Raw genomic sequence first — 22929 nt, 5'->3', positions numbered from 1 at the left:
GCCGCAGGCCTACCCCAGTAATGAAACACGCCTTAGAGGATCACAAAGGTGGGTGGTGGGTGGCGCAGGAATTCGTGGTGGGAGATGTCCCAGCCGTAGGCGCCGGTGCGGCCGAAGACCAGCAGGTCGCCGGCGCGGACCGAGCGGACGTGCTGGTTGCGGGTGAGGACGTCGCGGGGGGTGCACAGTTCGCCGACGGCGTCGACCGGGGTATCGGTGGCTTCGGGGCGGGGGTAGGGGTGGGGCCAGGCGGGGACGGGCAGGACGGTGAACGGGTGGGAGTAGCCCCAGGCGGCCGGGAGCCGGAAGTGGTGGGTGCCGCCGCGCAGGACGGCGAAGGTGCGCCCGTGGGTGGTTTTGACGTCAACGACGGTGGCGGCGTACCAGCCGGCGTCGGCGGCCAGGAAGCGTCCGGGTTCGAAGATGAGGTCGACGCCGCGGGGCACGGGGATGGTGCGGAGCGGGGTGAGGTCCATCTGGCCGGGGCCGAGGTAGTCGACGCCGAAGCCGCCGCCGACGTTGACCACGCGGGGGTGGATGCCGGTGCCGAGGGCCCAGTCGAGGGCTGATCGGACGAAGGCGGCGTGGGCGGCGCCGTCGAGGTTGTTGGACACGGCGTGCAGGTGGAAGCCGATGATGCGGACGCCGGGCACGGACAGGGCCTCGCCGAGCTGGGCTTCGTCGAGGCCGAAGGGGGTGGGGGCGCCGGTCATGGTGTGGCTGCCGGTGAGGGCGCCGCCGGGCCGGTTGACGCGCAGGACGACTTCGGCGCCGGGGCGCAGGGCGGCGATGCGGCGTAGTTCGTGGAGGCTTTCCGCGTTGATCTGGACGCCGGCGTCGAGGGCGGCGGCGAGTTCGGCGTCGGTTTTGGCCGGGCCGCCGAAGACGATGCGGCGGGCGCCGGCTTGCCGGGCCAGGTCGAGTTCGCCGCCGGAGGCGACTTCGAGGCCGTCGCATTCGGCGGCCAGGGTGGCGAGCACTGCGGGGTGGCCGTTGGCTTTGACCGCGTACAGCAGGGAAGCCGTGGCCGGAAGGTTCTGCCGGACGAGGGTGGCCCGGGCGCGCAGGGCGGCGGTGTCGTAGACGTAGGCGCAGGCCGGTGGCTCGAGGGTGAGCAGGGCCTGGGCGACGTGGTCAGGCGGGTGCATGCAGGGGGTTGGGTACGGGGACGTAGATGTCGCCGTCGCCGGCGAGCCGCATGCGGACGAGGGCTTTGTGGGGCACCTGGGTGGCGGTGAAGGCGGCGTGGTCGTCGCCGGTGACGTGGTCGTCGACGATCCGGCGGAGGATTTTCCAGGCGTCGGTCTCGTCCAGCGGCAGGCGCATGACGATTTCGCCGAGGTGGGCCTGGAAGAGTGTGTAGCCGATCTTGGCGCGGAACAGGTCGAGGTCGTGGGTGCCGACGACGGAGCCGGGCCACAGGTCGATGGTGTGCCCGGCGGCGGCGAGGCGGGGTGGGTGCAGGCGGAGTCCGGCGAAGTCGCGCAGGGCGAGCCGGTGGGGGCGTCCGGCGATGAAGGTGGGCAGGCAGTTCTGCAGGTGGGCTTCGAGGGCGACGCCCTGGGCGGTGAGTTTCATGAGCGGGGGGATGATCATTTCCCCGTACGCGCGGAGCCAGTCGCCCGGGTCGCCGGTGACGAGTTCGTCGAGCAGCAGGGGCAGGGCGCCGCCGGGGATGGCGCGTTCGCCGGGTTGCAGGCGTCCGGTGAGGCCGTCGCGGCGGATGGCCGACAGGTCGCGTCCCGATCCGACGGGTACGGCGGCGCCGGCGGTTTCGGCCATGAGCAGGATGCGGTCGTCGTCGACGAGTTGGTGCAGCAGGTGGGAGACGGCGGGGCCGTTGCGGGTGCTGGCGACGCTGATGCTGCGCCGGGTCGAGGTGACCTGGATGTCGAGGGAGAGTTTGAGGTATTGGCCGGTGCCGGGCAGCAGCAGGGTGCGCAGGGCCGCGGTGGGGATGGCTTCGCGTTCGTCGTCGAGGATGATCAGTGCTTTGGTGCGTAGCAGGTCGCCGTAGCGTTCGGGGATGACGTTGTCGCGTTGCCAGGCGTGGACGGGCTGGACGGCGTAGCCGGGCGGGGCGCCGATTTCGGGGTATACGTCGTCGCCGACGAGCAGGTCGGTGCGGGCGGCGACGAAGCCGATGCGGGTGCGTTCGGATTCGAGGTCGTGGGCGAGGACGTCGCCGGTGTCCCAGCCCAGGCGTGTGCGGCCGCAGGGGTGCAGGTTGTGCCCGGCGACGGCGAGGCGTTCCAGGGCGATGGCTTGTTCGTCGGGGTCGTCGCCGGCTGGGGGGTGGGGGCGGGCGAGGGCGATGGCGAGGTTCATGACGGCGTTGCGGATTTCGGCGGCGAAGCCGGGGGCGCTGAGGCCGTCGAGCAGGTCGAGCGGGTCGTCGACGCCGGCGCTGGGGTATTCGACGCGTCCGAAGCCGTGGCGGGTGCCGGGGCCCATGTCCTTGATGCCTTCGCGTACGAGGGCGCCGCGCAGCCGCCGTCCGACGGTGTCGGCTGCTTCGGGCAGGGCGGCCAGGAAGCCGGGAACGAGTTCGGGGGCGTGCACGGCCAGGGCGGCCTCGGTGTGCGCGATCCGTTCCGGGCGCAGGGTCTTGTTCATGCGTGTCCCGTCATCGGGTTGTCGATCAGGGCCCACTGGTCGTCGAGCGGGTCGGGGGCGAGCCGCATGGCGGTGGTGGCCTTGAGGGGGAGCGGTTCTTTGAGCAGCGAGGGCACGTCCTCGGTGCCGGTGGCGCGGACGGAGCGGGCGATGATGCCCCAGAGCCGGTCGGGGTCGGCGCCGTGGGTGCGGGTGAAGGTGGCGATCAGTTCGGCGGCGACGGTGCCGAAGGCGGCGGCGGCGAGTTTGGTGCGTAGTTCGGCCGGGTCGTCGCTGGGCAGGTCGCCGTGCAGGGGCGGGGGTTCGGCGCAGGCGTGGCGCAGGCGGCGGGCGCTGACCCGGACGCCGCCGAGGTCGCGGTAGAGGATGCGCTGGGGGCGGCCGTCGCGGACGACGACGAGGGTGTTCTGGCCGTGGGCTTCCAGGGCGACGCCGCGGGCCAGCACGCAGGTGACGGGTCCGAAGAAGACGTCGGCGAGGGCGGCGGTCCACTCGTACGGGTCGTCGACGTCGAGGGCGTCGGTGGCGGCCAGGGGGATGGCGAGTTCGCCGGGCCGCAGTTGGGGGGCTTCGCGGATGACGTGGGCCAGGTGGCGTTGCGGTTCGCCGTCGACGATGACGGCGCCGGCGGAGATTTCGGCGAGGATGTCGATGGGCTGGTCGGCGGTGAGGTGGCGCAGGAGTTTGGACAGCAGGGGCCCGTTGTGCACGGCGGCCGGTGAAACGGTGCGGACGGCGCTGGTCATTTGCACGTCCACCGCGGTTTTGATGTGCGGTCCTCCGTTCACGGGCGCGACCGTACGAAGCGACATCAAGGGGCGTACGGGTTCGGTCTGGCCGTCCGGGGTGAGCCAGGGGTGGCGGGTGACGAGGCGGGCGGCCTGCCACGGGTGGGCGAACAGGATGGGTGCGGCGGTGCCGTACCAGCGGTCGCGGGGGACGCGGAGGCGTTGGAGCCGGATGATCGGGGAGTGTTCGGGCCCGTATGCGAGGACGTCGGCGACGGTCATGCCGCCGCGGGTGCGGCAGCAGGGGTGCAGGGGGTGCCCGTCGGTGACGAGTTGCTCGATGCGTCCGAGCGCGTCCGGGTCGCCGGGTTGGGGCAGTTGGCGGGCGGGCCGGTCGGCGCGGGCCAGGGCCAGGTTGGCGACGCTGTTGTCGATCTCGGTGGCGAGGGGGACGTCGCCCCACAGCAGGCGGACGAGTTCACCCGGGTCGGTGACTGCCGTGGTGTCGTTCACGTGGACGGCCAGTCCGGCGGTTGCTCGGGCGAAGGGCAGCGCCGCTTCGGACGGGTACTGGAGGCTTGTCCGGCCGAAGGTGGCCTGGCCGGTGTCTCGGGCCTGTAGCTCCGGGAGTGGTTCGCGGGCCACCGCACCGAGCAGGCGGGACAGGACGGCGGCCCGGGCTCCCGGTAGTGCCGCGTCGTAGTCTGCGATCAGGTCGGGACGCAGGGACGCCAGTTCCGTCCGTGTCCGAAGGGGACCGGCGGTGTGGGCGTTTCCGGGTGGTCGCGGCACGAACCAATTGTCCGCACGGCCTCGACAAGATCCGCGCGGGGCGGTCCGGGGTGAGCGAGAACGCAGTAACCAAACCACCATCCTAGGACGGCTTACAGGGTGTGCACCTGAACACCGGTGCACCCGACCTCAAGAATCAAGAGCCCAAAGGAATCAACGACATCCCTGCCTCTCTTCTCGAGCCCGGCTCGAGGCTTGGTGGGCGCGTCGTGCGGAGTCGGGTCGGCAGCGGATGGCGCGGCGGTCGGTAAAGCGGTTGCGGCCGCATCCCCGGCCGGGCAGAGTGGGCACGGTTCTGTTGCCGGAAGCTAGGAGTGCCTTTCTTCATGTGAGAGCGACCCGACCTCTGTGAGTGCCCGCTCGATGGCGGTGCTGTCCTGTCGGTGTTTTCGCCCCTTGGAGTGTGGCTCTTGTTGAAAGCTGTCAATCTCGCTCGTTCGTACGATGGTGAGCCCCTGTTCGAGGGTTTCGACCTGGTGCTCAATGACGGTGACCGGGTGGGGATCGTCGGTCCGAACGGTGCGGGCAAGTCGACTCTTCTGCGGGTGCTGGCCGGTGAGTTGAAGCCGGATTCGGGTGCGGTGACCTATGGGCCGCGGACCCGGGTGGGTTATGTGGCGCAGCAGATGCCCGACCCGGACGGCACGGTCGGGGCGTTCTTGACCGGCGGCCTCGGTGAGCTGGCCGCGGTCACCGCGCAGATGCGGGAGCTGGAGTCGCGTCTGGAGCGCGGCGAGGACGTGCTGGCCTCGTTCGCGGCGGTGCAGGAGCGGTGGACTGCTCTGGAGGGGTGGAAGGCGGAGAGCCGGCTGGCCGAGATCCGCCAGCGTCTGGATATTGATCATTTGCCTGATGAGCTGGCGTTGCGGGTGGTCAGCGGGGGTGAGCAGGCGCGGTTGTTGCTGGCGCGGGCGTTGCTGGACGAGCCGGATGTGTTGTTGCTGGATGAGCCGACCAATCATCTGGATGCCGAGGGGATGGCGTGGTTGCAGGGCTGGCTGGCCTCGTACGGGGGTGCGGTTCTGACGGTCAGTCATGATCGGGCGTTTCTGGATGCGGTGGTGTCGCGGGTGCTGGAGCTCGATGGGATCGACACCGAGGTGCAGGACTATCCGGGTGGTGGTTATTCGGCGTTCCGGGCGGAGAAGCAGCGGCGGTGGGAGCGGCTGTTGCTGGATTTCGAGGCGCAGGAGAAGGATCGCCGGCGGTGGGAGGCCGATATCGAGCGGACGAAGCAGTTTTCGCTCGGGGTGGAGAACGCGTCGGGGTTGGGGGTGGCGGGTCCGCATCTGCGGCGGGTGGCTCGTCTGGTGGCGCGTAAGGCGAAGGTGCGGGAGCGGCGTCTGCGGCGGCAGATGGAGTCGGTGGAGTGGGTTGCCCGGCCGCGTACGCGTCCTCCGTTGACTTTGGCTTTTCCGGCTGATCAGGCTGATCCCGGTGAGGTGGTGCTGAAGGCGCGGGATCTGACGGTGGCGGCGGGTCCGAAGGTGCTGCTCGAGCATGTGGATCTGGAGGTGCGCCGCGGTGACCGGGTTTTGATCACGGGCCGGAACGGGGCGGGGAAGACGTCGTTGCTCCATGCGCTGGCTGGTGACGAGACGGCGGTGTTGCCGCAGACCAGTGATGGTGTGCGGTCGAAGCAGACGGTGATGGAGTTTTTCCGGTCGCGGGTGCCGGTGTATCTCGATGATGCGGAGCGGTTGTTGCTGGGGCATCAGTTCGGGCCGGATCAGTGGGAGGTGTCGTTGCGGAGTTTGTCGGCGGGGGAGTTGCGGCGGCTTCTGCTGGCGGTGCTGGTGAACAGTCCGGCGCGGGTGTTGCTGCTGGATGAGCCGACGAACTTTCTGGATCTGGATGCGTTGGATGTGGTTGAGGAGGCTTTGCGGCGGTATCGGGGGACGTTGCTGGTGGTGACGCATGACCGGTTTTTCGCGGAGGCGGCCGGGTTCGGGCGGCGCTGGCATGTCGCGGGCGGTGTGGTGATCGAAAGCTGACACGATGGGGTCATGCAGCTTGTGCCGAGGCAGGGTGGCGGTGAGCTGGCCGATGTCGGGGCGGCTGAGCAGGTCACGGAGGTGTGGCTGGCGAATCGCCGGTTGTCGGAGCACACGCGGGCGGCGTATCGGCGTGATGTGCATGCGTGGTTGAAGTGGTGTGCCGGGTTCGGCCGGGATCCTTTGCGGGCGTCGTTTCTGGATGTGAACGCGTACGCGCGGGGTCTGGAGGATCAGAAGCTGGCCGCGGCGACCGTGGCCCGCAAGCTGTCTGGTTTGTCGAGTTGGTACGACTTTCTGGTCAAGATTCGGGCGGTGGACGCGAATCCGGTGGCCGGCGCGGACCGGCCGAATGTGTCGCGGGATCATTCGGCGACGGTGGGGCTGAGCCCGGAGGAAGTGGATGCGCTGCTGGCCCGGGCGTCGCGGGCGAGTGAACGCCATCATGCGGTGATGACGTTGCTCGCCGATCTGGGTTTGCGGGTGGGGGAGTTGGTCAGCCTCGATCTGGAGGATGTCGGCTGGGAGCGTGGCCATCGGACGGTCCGGTTCGTGGGCAAGGGCAACAAGGCGCGGCGGCGTGCGCTGACGCCGGCGGCGGCGCAGGCTCTGGACGTCTATCTGGAGGTTCGCGGTCACGATGAGGGGCCGTTGTTCCGGACGTCGACGGGGGCCCGGCTGGATCGGCATGCGATTTTCCGGTTGATCCGGCGGTTGGCGGCCGAGGCGGGGATTGCGGGGGCGGACCGGTTGTCGCCGCATTCGCTGCGGCATGCGTTCGCGACGGCGGCGCGGGCCGAGGGGGTGCCGCTGGAGGATGTGCAGGATGCGATGGGGCATGCCGATCCGCGGACGACGCGGCGTTACGACCGGGACCGGCACAATCTGGATCGTGATCCGGCCTACACCCTGGCGGCTGCGCGTGCCCGCCGCGCCGGGCAGTGACGGCGCCCCCTATGCTCGTCCGCGGTAAAAAGCGGATCAAAGAGGCGGTCGGGTTTGAACATCTTCGAAGCGGTGCTGCTGGGCGCGGTGGAGGGCTTTACCGAGTTCCTGCCCGTGTCGAGTACCGGCCACCTGACGATCCTGGAGAAGTTGCTCGGGTATCGGATCGATGATCCGGCGATCACCGCGTTCACGGTGATCATCCAGTCGGGTGCGGTGCTGGCGACGATCATTTTCCTGCGTCAGGACATCGCGCGGGTGGTTCCGGCGTTCCTGGCCGGGTTGTTCGACAAGGGTAAGCGGGACAATCCGGATTTCCGGTTCGGGTGGGCGGTGCTGCTGGGGGCGATCCCGATCGTGTTCGTGGCGTTGCTGTTCAAGGATCAGGTCGAGACGACGTTGCGGAGCCTGTGGTTCGTGGCGGGGGCGCTGATCCTGTGGTCGGGGGTGATGGCGTTCGCCGATCATGCGGCCACGCAGGTCAAGCATCAGGAGGACGTGACCTGGAAGGATTCGCTGATCATCGGCACGGTGCAGTGCCTGGCGCTGATTCCGGGGGTGTCGCGGTCGGGGGCGACGATGTCGGCCGGTCTGCTGCGTGACTTCGACCGGGTGACGGTGACGAAGTTGTCGTTCTTCCTGTCGATTCCGGCGTTGCTGGGGGCGTCGCTGCTGCAGGGCTATCAGGAGGCGGGCAACATCGCCGACGGGGTGGGCTGGGCGAACACGCTGATCGCGACGGCGGTGAGTTTCGTGGTGGCCTATTTCAGCGTCAACTGGCTGCTGCGGTTCGTGTCGCGGCACTCGTACAGCGTGTTCATCTACTACCGGGTGGCGCTGGGTGTGATCCTGATGCTGCTGCTGAGCTTCAATGTGATCGAGCCGAAGTGAGTTCGCCGGTCGAGCGGGCGCTGGCGTACGTGCGGGAGTTGTTCCCGGAGCCGGGGCCGGTGACGATCGACGCGCCGATCACGGTGAGTTTTCATCCGGATCGGCTGCTGGCCGACGGGGTGACGGTGGCCGCGCATCTGGCGGCCGAGGGGGTTTATCGCAGCCAGTTCGAGACCGGGATTTCCAACGGCGGGCTGACCGCGTACGCCGGTGGGGACCGGGACCGGTGGGAGCAGCGCATGTTTCCCGGCGTGTACGAGGGTGCGGCGGGCCGGCCGATCTACGGCGGGTTGAATCTGGCCGGCTATCCGGACGGGGCGTCGCCGCGGTTCGGCAGTTGTCATCTGGTTTTGGACGCGTCGGTGTCGGCGCGGGCCACGTTCAGTCACGGCGACAGTGTCACCGAGCCGCGGGTGGTCGGGACGGCGGGTTCGTTCGGGGCGGTGTGGGCGGCGTTGCTGGACGAGGTGGCGCGGACCGGGCGGGCGTTGAACCTGGCCGCGGAAACGCCTGCCGAGTGGGTGGCTCTGCTGGGGGCGCCCCGCACCGGTGCGGGCCGGGCGATGGACGATTACGTCGAGGCCCAGGTGCATGGCGGGCTGACGCTGGGCGAGGATGTCACGGCCGTGGTGGCCGACCCGGGTTTCCGCGGTACGCCGGTGGAGGCGCAGCTGCGTGGTCTGGCGCCTGAGCTGCGGTGGTCGCCGGGGTTCGCGTTGCCGGCCGGGGAGTTCCCGGCCGACCTGCGGGGGCCGCAGGTGCCGCCGCTGGCCTGGGCGGTGGCCGACCGTTACGGCTGTGCGGTTCTGGACGCGGCGGTCATCGGGCGGGCCACCCACGAGCCGGCCGTGTGGTCGTCGTTCGGTTCGGCGGCCGAGGTGCTGCAGCTGCTGAAGTATCTGTGGCACATCCTGGTGCTGCGGGGTACGCCTGTCACGTTGTGACGGGGTGGGTCGTCCCTGGGGGCATGTACACCATTGTCACGATCGTCGCCGCGGTGTTCACCGGGTTCGCGGCCGTCGTCTATCTGAGCGGTCACGAGTATCCGAGGGCGCAGGCCGACCTGAAGCGGATTCCGCGGTCGTGGGTGCCGGTGCTGGGGTCGTTGCTGGCGCTGGGCGCGGCCGGGCTGGTGGCCGGGTTCGCGGTGCCGGTGCTGGGGGTGCTGGCGGCGGCGGGGCTGGTGCTCTATTTCAGCGGGGCGCTGGCCGCGCATCTTCGGGTGGGTTCGCGGAATCTGGCCGGGTGGGCGGTCTTCTTCGTCACCGAGGTCGCCGCGCTGGTCGTCAACGTCATGCACTGGTGACGCGGAGGCGCGTCATGCACTGGTGACGCACAGGCCGGCGATGAGCACGTCGACCATCTGGCGGGCGTTGTAGCGGGTGTCGGTCTCGGCGCCGATGCACAGGTTGCCGACGCCGCGCATCAGGGTGATCGGTTGGACGTCGGCGCGGATCTGGCCGTGGGCGGCGGCCGCGTCGAGCAGCTGGGCGCAGACGGGCAGCAGCCGGTCGAGGAAGTAGGCGTGCAGGGTTTCGAAGCCGGTCTGGTCGGATTGCAGGGCGGCGGCCAGGCCGTGTTTGGTGACGAGGAAGTCGACGAACTGGCCGATCCAGCGGACCAGCGCCTCGTACGGGCTGTCGCAGGTTTCGAGCAGGGCGGGGCCGGCTTCGGCGCAGGCCTGCACCTGGTGGCGGTAGACGGCGACGATCAGGTCGGCGCGGGTGGGGAAGTGCCGGTAGATGGTGCCCATGCCGACGCCGGCTTTAGCGGCGATGTCGCGGACCGGGGCTTCGACTCCGGCGGCGACGAAGACGGCGGCGGCCGCGTCGAGCAGGGTCTCCTCGTTGCGGCGCGCGTCGGCCCGTTTGGACTTCTCGCTCACCGGACCAGCATGACAGGGTTGTCAAACGGAACAGTGCTCCGTATGTTTGCTTCCGGAACAACGCTCCGTTTGCCTGGAGGCATGTCATGCACCAGATCCTGTCCGTCAAGCCGGTCGACCTCGGCGGCCTGTCCGCGCGGGTCACCGCCCCGTTCGCCGCGGCCGGGCCGATGCCGGTGATCGTGTTCTCGCACGGGTTCGGCCAGTCGCTGGACGGCTACGCGCCCCTGACCGAGTTCTGGGCCGGGCACGGCTTCGCCGTCGTGCAGCCCACCCACCTCGACTCGCGCAGCGTCGGCCTGCCGCCGGAGGACCCCCGCACCCCGGAGATCTGGCGTCTGCGGGTGCGGGACCTGATCCGGGTGATCGACCGCCTCGACGCGGTCCAGGCCGTGGTTCCGGGCCGCTTGGACGACTCCCGGATCGCGGTGGCCGGGCACTCGTGGGGGGCGCAGAGCGCCGGCATGCTGCTGGGGGCGCGGGTCGCCGGCCTGGACGACGACTATCGCGACGCCCGGGTGTCGGCCGGGGTGCTGCTGGCCGCGACCGGCCGCGGTGGCGCCGACCTGTCGGCGTTCGCGGCCGCGCATTTCCCGTTCATGAGTCCCGACTTCAGCACCCTGGACGTGCCGGCGCTGGTGGTGGCCGGGGACAAGGACCAGTCGGCGCTGACCTCCACCCGCGGCCCGGACTGGTTCACCGACGTGTACCACGACAGCCCGGGGGCGCGGGCGCTGCTGACGCTGCACGGGGCCGAGCATTCGCTGGGCGGCGTCACCGGGTACGCGGTCACCGAGACAACCGACGAGAACCCGGCCCTGGTCGCGGTGATCCAGCAGGTCAGCACGGCGTTCCTGACCGGTTCCCCGCTGCCGGCCGTGGACCCGGCGCTGGGCCGCCTCGAGTCACGCTGACCGGCGGCGAACAGGCAACGATCCGGCCGGCCCGCCCCGGCATAGTTGCTGGTGGGCAATCAACCAGGGGATACTGGCTCCCGCTGGGGGTGACGGGTTGTCGGAGGTCGACGTGCGGTGGGCCGCGGCCCTGCACCGTCTGTGGAGCGCCGCCGTCGTCATCCACGCGCGCGAGCAGCTGGCCGGGCTGGTGCTGCCGCCGCTGCACCAGCTGCCCGGGGTCCGCACGGTGTGGGGGCTGCGGCACGCCGAGCACGGCGACGAGATCCTCGCCTACCGATGGCAGGGCCTTCCCCTGACCGAGGAGCTGCGGGAGCTGGCCGTGCGGCTCGCCCCGCCGCAGGCCGGGCCGGTCCGGGTGGAGCCGGTGGCGCTGCCCGGCATCACCCGGATGGTGATCGCCCGGTTCGACCTGCCCGGCCGGCCCGCCGGCACCATCATGGCCGGGGTCGACGACACCGCCGACGCCGCCTTCGTGGGCGAGTGCCTGCTGCAGGTCGTCGAGGTCACCCGGGAGGCGGTCCGGCGCCTCGGCGCGGTCCGCGACGAGCAGCAGCAGCAGGTCCGCGACGCGCTGCTGGCCGAGGCGTCGCTGCAGATGGACGCCGTGCTCGACACCACCCAGACGATGTACCGGGTGCCGCGGATGGCCGTCCCGGCGATCGCCGAAGGCTGCCTGGTGTTCATCCACGAGGACGGCAAGCCGGTGCTGCGCAGTGCCGTGCACGTCGACATGCGGCGCCTGGACGCGATGCTGCGCGAACCGGGCGCGGTCCAACGGCTGGCCACCCCGGGCGAGCACGCGCAGGTGCTGCGGGCCCGCGGACGGGTCATCGGGCTGCTGGTGTTCCTGTTCGACCGGGCCGCCGACCGGATCCCGCCGCCGGCGTTCCTGCGGGACCTGGCCGCGCGGGCCGCCCTGGCCATCGACAACAGCACCCTGTACGAGCAGCGCCGCCAGGAGGTCGTGCGGATGCAGGAACATCTGCTGCCCAGCCGGCTCCCACGCGCCGACGGGCTGGTGCTGGCCGCCTCCTACACCGTCGGCGACCGGGTCCTGGAGGTCGGCGGCGACTTCTACGACGTCATCGTGCGCGGCAACGGCGAGGTCGCCGCGGTCATCGGCGACGTGTGCGGCCGCGGCGTCGACGCGGCCGCCCTGACCGGGATGGCCCGGCACACCCTGGCCACGCTGCTGCAGGAGGGCCTGTCCCCGGCCCGGGCGCTGACCCGGCTCAACGCGCGGCTGCGCCTGGACGGCTCGTGGCGGTTCATCACCGCCGCGGTCGCCCTGATCGGCCCGGACGGCCACGTCGAGTGGACGTCGGCCGGGCATCCCGCCCCCGTGCTCATCCAGGGCGGCGCCGAACCGCGCCGCACCAGCGGCGGCGGCATCCCGCTGGGCATCCTCGACGAGCCGCGGCTCGCGCGGACCCGGCTGCAGCTGAACCCCGACGACGTCCTGCTGATGTTCACCGACGGGCTGACCGAGAGCCGCGACGCCGACGGGCGCATGTTCGAGGACGAAGCCCTCGGCAAGGCCCTGGCCCGGCTGCGCGACGTGCCCCTGCAGACCCTCGTCGACGAACTGAGCAGCGCCGCCGACGCGACCGACGACATCGCCCTGCTCGGCGTGAAGCGGAGTGCCCATGAGTGAGCTGGTGCTGGTCGTCGAGGACTCCGACGAGGACATCGAGGCGATCGCCCGGGCCCTCGGCCGCTCCCATCCCGGCGTACGGCTGGAATTTCTGCGGTCCGGCTCCGGGGTGCTGCCCCGCCTCAACGACGCCGCCGCCGAGGCGCCCGGGCTGGTGCTGCTGGATCTGAACATGCCCGGCGAGGGCGGTCTCGACGTGATCGCCCAGGTCCGCGCCCGCACCGAGTTCGACGATCTGCGGCTGGTCGTGTTCACCTCGTCGGAGAACCAGGCCGAGGCCGACGCCTGCTACGCCGCCGGCGCGGACAGCTACATCTACAAGCCGATCAACTTCGCGTTGTTCCAGAGCGTGCTCAGCCAGACCCTGGATTACTGGAGGTCGCGGGCGGCGAAGGTGACCCAGACGGTGGTGCCGCCGCCGGGGGACTCGTCGGCCCAGGCCTGACCGCCGTGCCGTTCGGCGATGCGCCGCACGATCGCCAGGCCCGCCCCGGAGCCGTCCCGGACAGCCTCCGGGTGCAGCCGCCGGAACAGCTGGAACGCCTGCTCCCGCAGATGCGCCGGCATCCCGATGCCGTCGTCGCGGACGAACAGGGCGCCCGAGGACACGCCGGCGACCACCCGGCCGCCGCCGGGACGCGCGTACTTGGCCGCGTTGACCAGCAGGTTGACCAGCACCTGATCGAGCAGGACCGGGTCGGCCGACAGTTCGCCCGGTGAGTCGGCGACCTCGACCGTGACCCCGGCCTCGTCCAGGCGCGGCCCGGCCACCTCCAGCGCCCGCGCCACGGCCGTCGGCAGAGACACCGGCGAGCGGGCCAGCTCCGTACGGCCCAGCCGCGCGTACGACAGCAGGGCGTTGAGCAGCTCGTCCATCCGGGTGGCCAGCCGCTGGATCGATTCCAGGCGGCGCAGCGTGACCGGGTCCATCCCGGCGGCCGCGTCCTCGATGATGAACGTCGAGGTGTTGGCGATCCCCCGCAAAGGCTCCTTCAGGTCGTGGGCGGCCGCGTGCGCGAACGAGTCGAGGTCGACGTTGAGCAGCGCCAGCTGCCGGGCCTGGGCCACCGCCACCCCCATCACCGCGCGGCCCAGTTCGACGGCCATGGCCAGGTCGGTCGTCGTCCACGGGGTGCTGCGCCCGCGGACCGAGGCGAGGAACACCGCCGTGGACCCGCGCGGGGTCAGCCGCTGCCCGTGCGGGCCCAATGTCACCGGGGTGCTCGGGTCGGTGGCCCACCGGCGGGCGACGGTGCGTTCGCGGCGCAGCCACACGATGCAGTCCTCGCCGGTGCCGAACGGCAGCACCAGCGCCCCCGGGAAGGGCCCGCCGGCGGTGTCGCTGTGCCACACGTCGCCCGGGGCCGGCACGGTCAGCGTGGCCAGCACGTCGCGGGCCTCGCCGGCGCCGATGCCGTGCACCGACAACGCGCCGTCCGTGCGCACCACGACCGCGTCGCAGGCGATCACCTGCTCGAGCCCGGCCGGGTTCTGCGACCAGCGCATCGACAGGTCCATCGAATAGCGTTCGAGCAGCCGGGCGATCACCGTGCGGGACTGCTCGCGGGCGGCCGCCTCGTCGCGTTCGCGCAGGGCGGCCAGGTGCAGCGACAGGGCCACCCCGAAGAACTCGCACGCGGCCCGGGTCTGCGAGCTGAGCACCTTGGCGTCCCGGCCGTGGCAGGCGATCAGCCCCCACAGCCGGCCGCCGTCGAGCAGCGACACCGACATCGACGAGGCCACCCCGATGTTGCGCAGATATTCCAGGTGGAACGGCGACACCGTGCGCAGCACCGACAGCGACAGGTCCAGCGGCTCGCCGGTGCCGGGCAGCACCTCGGGCACCAGGACGGCGGTGGTGTCGCCGACGTCGGCGATCACCCGGATCCAGTTGCGTTCGTAGAGGCGGCGGGCCTGCGGCGGGATGTCGGTGGCCGGGAACCACAGGCCCAGCCACGGCTCCAGGCCGTCGGCGGCCTCTTCGGCGATCACCTCGCCGGGGCCGTCGGCCGACTCGAACCGGTAGGCCACCACCCGGTCGTAGCCGGTCAGCTCGCGGATCTCGCGGACGGCGGCCTGGCAGGCGCCGACGACCGTGCCCGCGCTTTGCAGCCCGGTCAGGGCCTGGCGGACCGGGGCGTACAGGGTGCCGAACTCGCGGCTGTCGCCGGCCGGTTCGAACTCGAGCACGACATGGTCGTCGCTGGCGTGCACGGTGACGTCGAAAAGCCGGCCGTCCAGGTCCAGCGGCACCGCCGACGGGCCGTTGCCCGCGCCGGCCAGCGCGTACAGGGTGTCGCGTTGCCCGGCGGTCAGGAACGAGTCGTCCGAGGGCGTGTCCATGCCGAGGACCGCGGCCGCGTTGTCGCTGGCCACCGTCACCCGCCCGGCGCGCACGGCGATCAGGGCCCCGTACGACTGGACGCCGCCGAGCCGGTGGATCGGCTCGCGCACGCAGGCGCTCAGGTCGAACGGGGCGCCGGCTTCGCGTTCAGTCGCGGCCAGACGTTCCGGCAGCCACTCGGTCATGATCCGACCCTATCCGCCCGGCAGCGGATCCCCGGGGGTAACCAGGCCGCTCTGGTAGGCCAGCACGACCAGCTGGGCGCGGTCGCGGACCTCCAGCTTGGCCATGGCCCGGCCCGGAAGCGATCATCAAGTCGGTCGGGTTCGGTCTCGGGGTGGCGATCCTGTTCGACGCGATCGTCGTGCGGATGATCCTGGTGCCGGCGGTGATGACGTTGCTCGGCCGGTCCGCGTGGTGGCTGCCGGGCTGGCTCGACCGGCTGCTGCCCGACGTCGACGTGGAAGGCGGGAAACTGACCCGCCACCTGGCCGCCCGGCCCGCCGGCGAGCCCGAACCGCAGGAGCTGGCCCTGCGCTGACCCGGCCGGGGGCCTGCTCAGCCCAGGGGGAACTCGGCCAGGGTCGACCAGGACGCGCCGCCCTCGGGGACGCCGACGGCCAGCCGCATCGACGTGATCCGGCAGGGGATGGGCAGATGCTCGCCGACCGCGTCGGCCGCGGCCTTCAGGTCGGCCACGGGATGGTCGTGGCCGACCGTCAGGTGCGGGACGATGTCGTCGAACTGCCCGTCGTAGGGCCGCACCGACGGGAACCGGGCGCTCACCGCGGCGGTGAGCGCCCGGAACGGCTCGCCCGGGTGCGGGGCCAGCCACACCACCCGCTCCCCGAACCAGCCGATCGAGGCCAGCGAGCAGAAGAACGCGGGCACCCCGGCCGCGGCCTGGGCCAGCCCGGCCAGGACGTGCTCGTCGATGGCCGGCGGGGCCAGGAACGGGTACAGCACGGTGATGTGGGCGGGCACTCCCCACGAGGCGGCCCGGTCGAGGCGGTCGCGGTGGGCGGCCACGTACGGTTCGGCCTCGGCGACGGCGACGATCAGCGCGCTGTGGGTCGGTTCCATCGACGCATTCTGGGCGAGGCGGCCGCGGCGCGCCAGTGCCCGGCCCTGACGAATGTCACGGTCACGTCGTGACGCGCGGCAGCGGCGCCGCCCCGCCCGGCGGCCCACGCTGAACCCATGACTCTCACCACTGCGCCCGGGGCCGCCGCCGCGCCCGGCACCGCCACGGCCGCGGTCGACCTGGACGGCGTGGTCAAGCGCTTCGGCGCGGTGACCGCCGTCGACGGCATCACGCTCACCATCCGCCCCGGCGAGGTGGTCGCCCTGCTCGGCCCGAACGGCGCCGGCAAGACCACCACCGTCGACATGCTGCTCGGGCTGTCGCAGCCCAGCCAGGGCCGCGTCGCCGTCTACGGCCGGCCGCCGCAGGAGGCGGTCGCGCTCGGCCTGATCTCCGCGGTCATGCAGACGGGCGGGCTGCTCAAGGACTACACCGTCGAGGAAACCGTCCGGCTGACCGCGGTGCTGTTCGGCCGGCCCCGCTCGGCCGCCGCCGACGCCCTCGACCGGGCCGGGCTCACCGGCATCGGCAAACGCCTGGTCGGCAAATGCTCCGGCGGGCAGCAGCAGCGGCTGCGGTTCGCGATGGCGCTGCTGCCCGACCCCGAACTGCTGATCCTCGACGAGCCGACCACCGGCATGGACGTCGCCGGCCGGCACGAGTTCTGGTCGGCCATCCGCGACGACGCCGCCCGCGGCCGCACCGTCATCTTCGCCACCCACTACCTGGAAGAGGCCGACGCGTACGCCGACCGGATCGTGTTCGTGCGGCGCGGGCGCATCGTCGCCGACGGCACCGCCGCCGAGGTCAAGGCCCTGGCGGCCGGCCGCACCGTCCGCGCCACCCTGCCCGGCGCCGACGAGACCGCCCTGACCGCGATCGCCGGGGTGGAACAGGCCGAGGTCCGCGGCGACACCGTCTACCTGCACGGCCGTGACAGCGACGCGATCGCCCGGCACCTGCTCACCCGCACCACCGCCCGGGACCTGGAGATCACCAGCCGCAACCTGGAGGACGCGTTCCTGGCCCTGACGTCCGACGAGGAGACCCGATGACCACCACCGCCCTGGCCCGGCCCGAACGCAGCCTGCCGAAACTCGGCGGGTTCAGCGCGGGCATGATCGCCCTCGAGCTGCGCCGCATGGTCCGCAACCGCCGCACCGTCGTGTTCACCCTGGTCATGCCGGCCGTGTTCTTCCTGCTGTTCGGCACCAGCGGCGACTACAAGACCGAACGGGTCGGCGGCGGCAACCTCACCGGCTACATCCTGATCAGCATGGCCGTCTACGGCGCGATGCTGGCCACCACCAGCGGCGGCGCCATGGTCTCGATCGAACGGGCCGCCGGGTGGAGCCGGCAGCTGCGGCTGACCCCGCTGCGCCCGGCCGCCTACATCGCCGTGAAACTGGTCATCGCCATGATCATCGGTGCGGTGTCGGTGGTCGTCGCGTTCGTGGTCGGCGCGCTGTCGGGGGCGCAGCTGCCGGCCTCCGCCTGGATCCTGTGCGGGCTGCTGGCCTGGGTGTGCGCGCTCGTGTTCGCCGCGTTCGGCCTGTTCATGGGCTACCTGCTGCCCAGCGAGAACGTCATGCAGATCCTCGGCCCGGTGCTGGCCGTCCTGTCGTTCGCCGGTGGGCTGTTCGTGCCGCTGGACCAGCTCGGCCACACCTTCGCCACGATCGCCAAGTTCACCCCCGTCTACGGGGTCGGGGAGATCGCCCGTTACCCGCTGACCCACGACGGCACCCTGTGGCTGGCCGTGGTCAACGTCGTCGCCTGGACCGCCCTGTTCGCGGCGGGCGCGATGTGGCGGTTCCGCCGCGACACCGCCCGCGTGTGACCCGTAAGTTCAGCCTCATGACGACGGCGGCGGGCGGCCCCCCGAAGTACGGCTGGGTGTTCGCCGCCGTCTGGCTGTTCTACCTCAGCGGCAACGTGCAGGCCCTGCTCGCCCAGCCGTCGCTGTACTGGCGGATCGCCGGGCTGGGATCGGTGGCGGTGTTCGCGGTCACCTACCTGGTCCTGGTCGCCCGGGCCCGGCACATCCGCCGCGGTGTCCGCCCGCCCCGCCACACCCTGCGCACCTGGCTCGGCATCGCCCTGCTGCTGGCCCTGTTCGGGCTGCAGCTGCCCGGCGCCGGTGATCAGGCCCTGACCTGCCTGGTCTACATCGGCGCCCTGGCCGTGGTGAACCTGCCCCTGCCGCAGGCCGCCCCGTTCGCGCTCACCCTGTTCGCCGCGGCCGAAATCCTGCCGCGGGTCGTCGACGGGTGGGCCGACGGCGGGTACGGCCTGGCCGTGCTGCTCGGCGGCCTGGCCTCGTACGGGATAAGGGCGGCCACCGAACGTCAGGCCCGCCTGGTCATCGCCCAGCGCGAACTCTCCGAACGGGCGGTGCAGGACGAACGGGCCCGCATCGCCGCCGACCTGCACGACATCCTCGGCCACTCGCTGACCGTGGTGACCGTCAAGGCCGAACTCGCCCAGCGGCTGCTCGACGTCGACCTCGACCGGGCCCGCAAGGAACTCGGCGACCTCGAAGCCCTGGCCCGCGACGCCCTGGCCGACGTGCGGGCCACCGCCATGGGCGTACGGGGAATCTCTCTGCCCGGCGAGATCGCCGCCGCCCGCGAAGCCCTGGCCGCCGCCAACGTGGAAGCGGACCTGCCCGGCGCCGCCGACGAGGTGCCCAGCCGCAACCGGGAACTGTTCGCCTGGACGATCCGTGAGGCCGTCACCAACGTGGTCCGGCACAGCGGCGCCCGCCACGCCCGGGTCTCGCTGAGCGCGGGCAGCGTCGAAATCGTCGACGACGGCCCCGGCGCCCACCCCGGCCCGACCGGGCAGGGACTCGCCGGGCTGCGCCGCCGCGCCGAAGCCGCCGGCGGCATCTTCACCGCCGGCACACGAGACGACGAACCAGGATTCCGGGTCCGCGTGGAGGTACCAACATGATCAAACTGCTGCTCGCCGACGACCAGGCCCTCGTCCGCGGGGCCATGGCCGCCCTGCTCGACATGGAACCCGACCTCAAGGTCGTCGCCGAGGTCGGCCGCGGCGACGAGGTGGTCGCGGCCGCGCAGGCCACCGAACCCGACGTCGCCCTGCTCGACGTGGAGATGCCCGGCCTCGACGGGGTCGCCGCCGCCCGCGCCCTGCTGGCCGTCCAGCCGGGCGTCCGGGTGCTGATGGTCACCACCTTCGGCCGGGCCGGCTACCTGCGCCAGGCCATGGCCGCCGGCGCGGGCGGCTTCATCGTCAAGGACACCCCGGCCCGTCAGCTCGCCGACGCCGTCCGCCGCGTCAACAACGGGCTGCGCGTCGTCGACCCCGCCCTGGCCGCCCAGTCCCTGGCCCAGGGCGACTCCCCGCTGACCGACCGCGAGACCGGGGTGCTGCGCGCCGCCCGCGACGGCGGCACCGTCGCCGACATCGCCCGCGAACTGCACCTGTCGGAAGGAACCGTCCGCAACCACCTGTCCGCGGCCATCGGCAAGACCGGCGCCCGCACCCGCGCCGAAGCCGTCCGCCTGGCCGTGGAGAACGGCTGGCTGCTCACTTGAGAACTCTTCCGTAGAGCAACCAAGTAGCAACTGTGGGTCACCGGAACCTGCACCCGGCGCCCACAAAAGTCTCTTCCTGTCAGCAACGACAGGGGGAGAACCACCATGAACACGCTTCCGACCGAGAACCCGGCCGTCACCCGCGACCAGGAGATCCTGATCCGCGACAACATGGCCCTGGTCGGCCACATGGTCCGCGAGATGCTGTTCAAGGTTCCGCCGCACGTGCACCGCGACGACCTCGCCTCGGCCGGCTACACCGCCCTGGTCACCGCCGCCCGCGCGTACGACCCGGCCCGCGGCGTCCCGTTCGGCCGGTTCGCGGCCACCCGCGTGCGGGGCGCCCTGCTCGACGAGCTGCGCGGCCTGGACTGGGCCAGCCGGTCGGTGCGCGCCCGCGCCCGCCGCGCCGAGCAGGCCCGCCAGGAACTCACCGTGCAGCTGGGCCGCACCCCCACCGACACCGAACTGGCCTCGCTGCTCGGCGTCGCCGTCGGCGAGCTCGCCACCACCCAGGACGACGTGCAGCGCGCCGCCGTGCTCTCGCTGCAGGGCTTCACCGCCGGCACCGCCGAGGAGATGGTCACCGAGACCTCCCTCAACCCCGAGGAGATGCTGCTGCACCGCGAGCGCATCGGCTACCTGAGCGACGCCGTCGCCGCGCTGCCCGACAAGCTGCGCCACGTCGTCGAGGCCTCCTACCTGCGCGAGCGGCCCCTGGCCGAGGTCGCCGCCGACCTCGGCGTCACCGAGTCACGCGTCTCGCAGCTGCGCACCGAGGCCCTGGCCCTGCTCAAGGCCGGCCTGAGCACCCACCTGGAGCAGCAGCACACCGCCGCCCCCGGCCGGGACGGCTGCGTCGCCCGCAAACGCGCCCTCTACGTCGCCAAGATCGCCGCCCGCACCACGATGGCGTCCCGCCTGGGCGCCACCGACCTGCACGGCCTGCGCACCGCCGCCTGAGCCGGGGTGAGCGCCGGCGGTCACCAGCCCACCGGGCCGGCGGCGTCGAAGAAGCTGCCGCTGGGCCCGTCGGCCGGCAGCGTGGCGGCCCGGACGACAACCTTCGCGCCCTCGGACGGGTGCTGGGTGCCCATGTGGCCGTTCATGTCGGTGGCGTTGAACCCGGGGCACACCGCGTTCACCTTCACCGGCGTGTCCTTCAGCTCGACGGCTAACCAGCCGGTGAGGGTGCTCACCAGGGTCTTGGACGTGGCGTAGGCGTAGCTCATGCCGAACGGCGCCAGCGGCTGCCCGGGGGCGGTCAGCATGCTCAGCGAGCCCATCGAGCTGCTCACGTTCACGATGCGCCCGGCCCGCGCCTGGCGCACGAGCGGCAGGAAGGCCTGGGTGACACGCAGCATGCCGTAGAAGTTCACGTCCAGCGTTGTCGCGATCGTCTCGGACGTGACCGTGCTGGGCGGGCCGTCCTGATCCCCGAGGGCGATGCCCGCGTTGTTGATCAGGACGTCCAGCACGCCGCTCTGCTGGGCGATGTGCTCCCGGGCGGCCTGGATGCCGGCGGTGCCGGTCACGTCGAGGCGGACGAAGCGGACGTCGCCGTCGGCGGCCAGCTCCTTGGCGGCCGCCCCGCCCCGGCCCTGGTCACGGCATCCCAGCCAGACGGTGAATCCCTGCCGGGCGAGCTGACGGGCGGTCTCGAAGCCGATGCCCTTGTTGGCGCCCGTGACAAGCGCGGTCTGATGCGTGGTGGTCATGAGAACAATCCTGAATCCGGCTGGCTGTACGATCCATAACGTGGAGTCCGGGGTTTCTTACGTATCGTCCAAGGCGGGGGTGCCGCTGGAGTCCGGTGACCCGCTCGCCGCCGCCATCGCCCTGCTCCGTCCCCGCACGGAGGTCTATCCGGACTTCGGCGCGGCCGGGCCGTGGGCGCTGAGCTTCGAGTCGTTCGCGCACGTGCGCCTCGGAGGTGTTGATCGGGGTGAGTGCTGGCTGGTGTTCGAGGACGACAGCGAACCCGTGCGCCTGCGCGAAGGCGACCTCTTCCTGGTCGTCAACTCTCCGGCGTACCGGCTGGCCAGCTCCCTCACCGTCGAACCGCGGCCGGCGCAGGCCCTGTGGGAGACGGCCGTGAACGGCCGGGTGCGCCTCGGCGCCGAGGCAGATGCGGACTTCGGCCTGTGCGGCGGGCAGTTCTGGTTCGACGAGGCCAACGCCACCATGCTGATCGACGTGCTCCCACGACTCCTGCACGTCCGGGCAGGCGAGCAGCGCAACAGACAGCTGGCCCAGGTGGCTCAGCTGCTCAGCATCGAGGCGAAGAACCGCACCGCCGGCAGCTCCCTGGTGCTCGACCACCTCGTGCAGATCCTTCTGGTGCACGTGCTGCGCGCGCACGTCAACCAGACCGGCCACCCGGCCGGCTGGCTGGGGGCCCTGTGCGACGACGGCGTCGGTGCGGCCCTGCGCGCTCTGCACGCCGACGTCTCGCGCCGCTGGAGCCTGCAGGAACTGGCTGGCATCGCCCGCATGTCCCGCTCGGCGTTCGCCGCCGCCTTCAAGAAACAGCTCGGCACCGCACCGGGGGAGTATCTGATCCAGTGGCGCATGAGCCTGGCCCGCGACGCCCTGCGCCGCAACACCCGCTCGATCTCCGAACTCGCCGTCGCCACCGGCTACGAATCCGAGAGCGCCTTCAGCACGGCCTTCCGGCGAGTGGTCGGCGCCTCACCCAAGCAGTACCGCGACGCCTCGGACGATCGGACAGCACGGGCGCACTAGGCCCCGGTGCCGACAGATCGCAGGAAGCCGGTCAGCAGCTCGTTGACCGGCTCCGGGTCCTCCAGGTTCGGCAGATGGCCCGCCCACTCCAGCTCCACATGCCGCGCCCCCGGCAGACGCCCCGCCAGGTCGACGGCGACCTCCCGGAACTCCGGCAGGTCGTGCGCCCCCGACACCAGCAGCGCCGGCGCGGTGATCGTGCCCACCGACCAGTCGGCCTCGAACTCCTCGACGTCCCCGGCGGCCAGCTGCACCTCGTACGCGTGCCGCTGCATCCGCCCCACGAAATCGCGCACCTCGCCGGAGGCGCGCGGCCCCACGAACGACCGCACCATCAGCTCGGTTGCCGCCGCCACGTCGCCCTTCTCGAGCAACGCGTTCTCCTGATCCCACAGGCCCCGCAGCACCGGCGTCGGGTTCAGCGACGGCGCCGCCGTGCACAGCAACGCCAGGGCCGACACCCGCGACGGCCACCGCGCGGCGATCTCCAGCGCGACCAGGCCCCCGCCCGACGAACCGACCAGCGCCACCGGCCCCGGACCGGCGAGCTCCAGCGCCAGCGCGGCCGTGTCGACCGGCGGGGACGCCACCGGCGTGTCGCCGTACCCGGGAAGATCGCACCGGATCACCCGGCCGGGCAGAGCCCCGACCTGCGGATCCCACATGCGGCGATCGCACACCGTCGAATGCAGCAGCAGAACCGCCGGGCCGGAACCGTAAGAATCATGCGATAGCGTCATCGGCGCGCACGCTACGCCACGGACCGGCCCG

At 71.7% G+C, this 22929-nt stretch carries 22 protein-coding genes and 2 pseudogenes; 15 read left to right on the top strand and 9 right to left on the bottom strand.

Going from position 1 to position 22929, the window contains the following annotated elements:
• Positions 1 to 32: 32 nt before the first annotated feature.
• The 3 genes from ACZ3I4_RS19130 to ACZ3I4_RS19120 are packed head-to-tail and all read right to left on the bottom strand — an operon-like array spanning position 33 to position 4136.
• The gene (locus ACZ3I4_RS19130) at positions 33 to 1148 is read right to left on the bottom strand and encodes an alanine racemase (RefSeq protein WP_465383276.1); all 1116 of its coding nucleotides are present in this window, start codon (positions 1146 to 1148) and stop codon (positions 33 to 35) included.
• A complete protein-coding gene (locus ACZ3I4_RS19125) occupies positions 1135 to 2616 on the bottom strand; it encodes an IucA/IucC family protein (protein ID WP_465383275.1) in 1482 nt (493 codons plus the stop codon). The genes ACZ3I4_RS19130 and ACZ3I4_RS19125 overlap by 14 nt, the downstream gene beginning before the upstream one ends.
• Positions 2613 to 4136, bottom strand: a complete 1524-nt coding sequence (locus tag ACZ3I4_RS19120; protein ID WP_465383274.1) for an IucA/IucC family protein — start codon at positions 4134 to 4136, stop codon at positions 2613 to 2615. Before ACZ3I4_RS19120 ends, ACZ3I4_RS19125 begins: the two co-directional genes overlap by 4 nt.
• A gap of 401 nt (positions 4137 to 4537) precedes the next feature.
• On the opposite strand from ACZ3I4_RS19120, the gene ACZ3I4_RS19115 reads away from it, so the two are divergent.
• The 5 genes from ACZ3I4_RS19115 to ACZ3I4_RS19095 are packed head-to-tail and all read left to right on the top strand — an operon-like array spanning position 4538 to position 9272.
• Positions 4538 to 6130, top strand: coding sequence for an ABC-F family ATP-binding cassette domain-containing protein (locus tag ACZ3I4_RS19115; RefSeq protein ID WP_465383461.1), 1593 nt, complete (start codon positions 4538 to 4540; stop codon positions 6128 to 6130).
• A gap of 12 nt (positions 6131 to 6142) precedes the next feature.
• Complete coding sequence (locus ACZ3I4_RS19110) at positions 6143 to 7075, top strand: tyrosine-type recombinase/integrase (protein ID WP_465383273.1); 933 nt, start codon at positions 6143 to 6145, stop codon at positions 7073 to 7075.
• Positions 7076 to 7129: 54 nt separating this feature from the next.
• Positions 7130 to 7966, top strand: a complete 837-nt coding sequence (locus ACZ3I4_RS19105; protein WP_465383272.1) for an undecaprenyl-diphosphate phosphatase — start codon at positions 7130 to 7132, stop codon at positions 7964 to 7966.
• A complete protein-coding gene (locus ACZ3I4_RS19100) occupies positions 7963 to 8910 on the top strand; it encodes a DUF3626 domain-containing protein (protein WP_465383271.1) in 948 nt (315 codons plus the stop codon). Before ACZ3I4_RS19105 ends, ACZ3I4_RS19100 begins: the two co-directional genes overlap by 4 nt.
• A gap of 23 nt (positions 8911 to 8933) precedes the next feature.
• Positions 8934 to 9272 carry a DoxX family protein gene (locus ACZ3I4_RS19095; RefSeq protein ID WP_465383270.1) on the top strand — a complete coding sequence of 113 codons (339 nt, stop codon included), beginning with the start codon at positions 8934 to 8936 and terminating at the stop codon, positions 9270 to 9272.
• Positions 9273 to 9284: 12 nt separating this feature from the next.
• Here the strand turns inward: ACZ3I4_RS19095 and ACZ3I4_RS19090 are convergent, their stop codons facing one another.
• Complete coding sequence (locus tag ACZ3I4_RS19090; protein WP_465383269.1) at positions 9285 to 9851, bottom strand: TetR/AcrR family transcriptional regulator; 567 nt, start codon at positions 9849 to 9851, stop codon at positions 9285 to 9287.
• An 86-nt stretch (positions 9852 to 9937) separates the two neighbouring features.
• On the opposite strand from ACZ3I4_RS19090, the gene ACZ3I4_RS19085 reads away from it, so the two are divergent.
• The 3 genes from ACZ3I4_RS19085 to ACZ3I4_RS19075 all read left to right on the top strand — a co-directional run bounded on the left by ACZ3I4_RS19085 (position 9938) and on the right by ACZ3I4_RS19075 (position 12867).
• Positions 9938 to 10765: an alpha/beta hydrolase family protein gene (locus ACZ3I4_RS19085; protein WP_465383268.1), complete on the top strand. Its 828-nt coding sequence runs from the start codon at positions 9938 to 9940 to the stop codon at positions 10763 to 10765.
• A 97-nt stretch (positions 10766 to 10862) separates the two neighbouring features.
• On the top strand, positions 10863 to 12422 hold the full coding sequence (locus tag ACZ3I4_RS19080; RefSeq protein ID WP_465383267.1) for a PP2C family protein-serine/threonine phosphatase: 1560 nt from the start codon (positions 10863 to 10865) through the stop codon (positions 12420 to 12422).
• A complete protein-coding gene (locus ACZ3I4_RS19075; protein ID WP_465383266.1) occupies positions 12415 to 12867 on the top strand; it encodes a response regulator in 453 nt (150 codons plus the stop codon). The genes ACZ3I4_RS19080 and ACZ3I4_RS19075 overlap by 8 nt, the downstream gene beginning before the upstream one ends.
• Here ACZ3I4_RS19075 and ACZ3I4_RS19070 read toward each other — a convergent pair.
• The gene (locus tag ACZ3I4_RS19070; RefSeq protein ID WP_465383265.1) at positions 12792 to 14951 is read right to left on the bottom strand and encodes an ATP-binding protein; all 2160 of its coding nucleotides are present in this window, start codon (positions 14949 to 14951) and stop codon (positions 12792 to 12794) included. The genes ACZ3I4_RS19075 and ACZ3I4_RS19070 overlap by 76 nt on opposite strands.
• A gap of 9 nt (positions 14952 to 14960) precedes the next feature.
• A pseudogene (locus tag ACZ3I4_RS19065) lies at positions 14961 to 15062 on the bottom strand (DNA-binding response regulator); the annotation flags it as partial.
• Positions 15063 to 15067: 5 nt separating this feature from the next.
• On the opposite strand from ACZ3I4_RS19065, the pseudogene ACZ3I4_RS19060 reads away from it, so the two are divergent.
• Positions 15068 to 15307, top strand: a pseudogene (locus ACZ3I4_RS19060) (MMPL family transporter); the annotation flags it as partial.
• A gap of 17 nt (positions 15308 to 15324) precedes the next feature.
• On the opposite strand, the gene ACZ3I4_RS19055 reads toward ACZ3I4_RS19060, so the two are convergent.
• On the bottom strand, positions 15325 to 15849 hold the full coding sequence (locus tag ACZ3I4_RS19055) for a 2'-5' RNA ligase family protein (protein WP_465383264.1): 525 nt from the start codon (positions 15847 to 15849) through the stop codon (positions 15325 to 15327).
• Positions 15850 to 15966: 117 nt separating this feature from the next.
• Here ACZ3I4_RS19055 and ACZ3I4_RS19050 point away from each other — a divergent pair, with 117 nt between their 5' ends.
• The 5 genes from ACZ3I4_RS19050 (at position 15967) to ACZ3I4_RS19030 (ending at position 20376) form a co-directional block, all read left to right on the top strand.
• On the top strand, positions 15967 to 16905 hold the full coding sequence (locus ACZ3I4_RS19050; RefSeq protein ID WP_465383263.1) for an ABC transporter ATP-binding protein: 939 nt from the start codon (positions 15967 to 15969) through the stop codon (positions 16903 to 16905).
• Positions 16902 to 17690, top strand: coding sequence for an ABC transporter permease (locus tag ACZ3I4_RS19045; protein WP_465383262.1), 789 nt, complete (start codon positions 16902 to 16904; stop codon positions 17688 to 17690). The genes ACZ3I4_RS19050 and ACZ3I4_RS19045 overlap by 4 nt, the downstream gene beginning before the upstream one ends.
• Before the next feature lie 17 nt (positions 17691 to 17707).
• Positions 17708 to 18805: a sensor histidine kinase gene (locus ACZ3I4_RS19040; RefSeq protein WP_465383261.1), complete on the top strand. Its 1098-nt coding sequence runs from the start codon at positions 17708 to 17710 to the stop codon at positions 18803 to 18805.
• On the top strand, positions 18802 to 19413 hold the full coding sequence (locus ACZ3I4_RS19035) for a response regulator transcription factor (protein ID WP_465383260.1): 612 nt from the start codon (positions 18802 to 18804) through the stop codon (positions 19411 to 19413). The genes ACZ3I4_RS19040 and ACZ3I4_RS19035 overlap by 4 nt, the downstream gene beginning before the upstream one ends.
• A gap of 105 nt (positions 19414 to 19518) precedes the next feature.
• The gene (locus ACZ3I4_RS19030) at positions 19519 to 20376 is read left to right on the top strand and encodes a sigma-70 family RNA polymerase sigma factor (protein WP_465383259.1); all 858 of its coding nucleotides are present in this window, start codon (positions 19519 to 19521) and stop codon (positions 20374 to 20376) included.
• A 20-nt stretch (positions 20377 to 20396) separates the two neighbouring features.
• Here ACZ3I4_RS19030 and ACZ3I4_RS19025 read toward each other — a convergent pair whose 3' ends face one another.
• A complete protein-coding gene (locus ACZ3I4_RS19025; protein WP_465383258.1) occupies positions 20397 to 21131 on the bottom strand; it encodes an SDR family oxidoreductase in 735 nt (244 codons plus the stop codon).
• 40 nt (positions 21132 to 21171) lie between these two features.
• On the opposite strand from ACZ3I4_RS19025, the gene ACZ3I4_RS19020 reads away from it, so the two are divergent.
• Positions 21172 to 22158 carry an AraC family transcriptional regulator gene (locus tag ACZ3I4_RS19020; protein WP_465383257.1) on the top strand — a complete coding sequence of 329 codons (987 nt, stop codon included), beginning with the start codon at positions 21172 to 21174 and terminating at the stop codon, positions 22156 to 22158.
• On the opposite strand, the gene ACZ3I4_RS19015 is transcribed toward ACZ3I4_RS19020, so the two are convergent.
• Positions 22155 to 22898 carry an alpha/beta fold hydrolase gene (locus ACZ3I4_RS19015; RefSeq protein ID WP_465383256.1) on the bottom strand — a complete coding sequence of 248 codons (744 nt, stop codon included), beginning with the start codon at positions 22896 to 22898 and terminating at the stop codon, positions 22155 to 22157. The two genes, ACZ3I4_RS19020 and ACZ3I4_RS19015, sit on opposite strands and share 4 nt — an antisense overlap.
• Positions 22899 to 22929 lie beyond the last annotated feature (31 nt).

Source organism: Actinoplanes sp. NPDC021490 (assembly GCF_055562135.1).
Note: the sequence above shows the minus strand (reverse complement) of the source record. Positions and strands in the feature narration are given on the sequence as shown.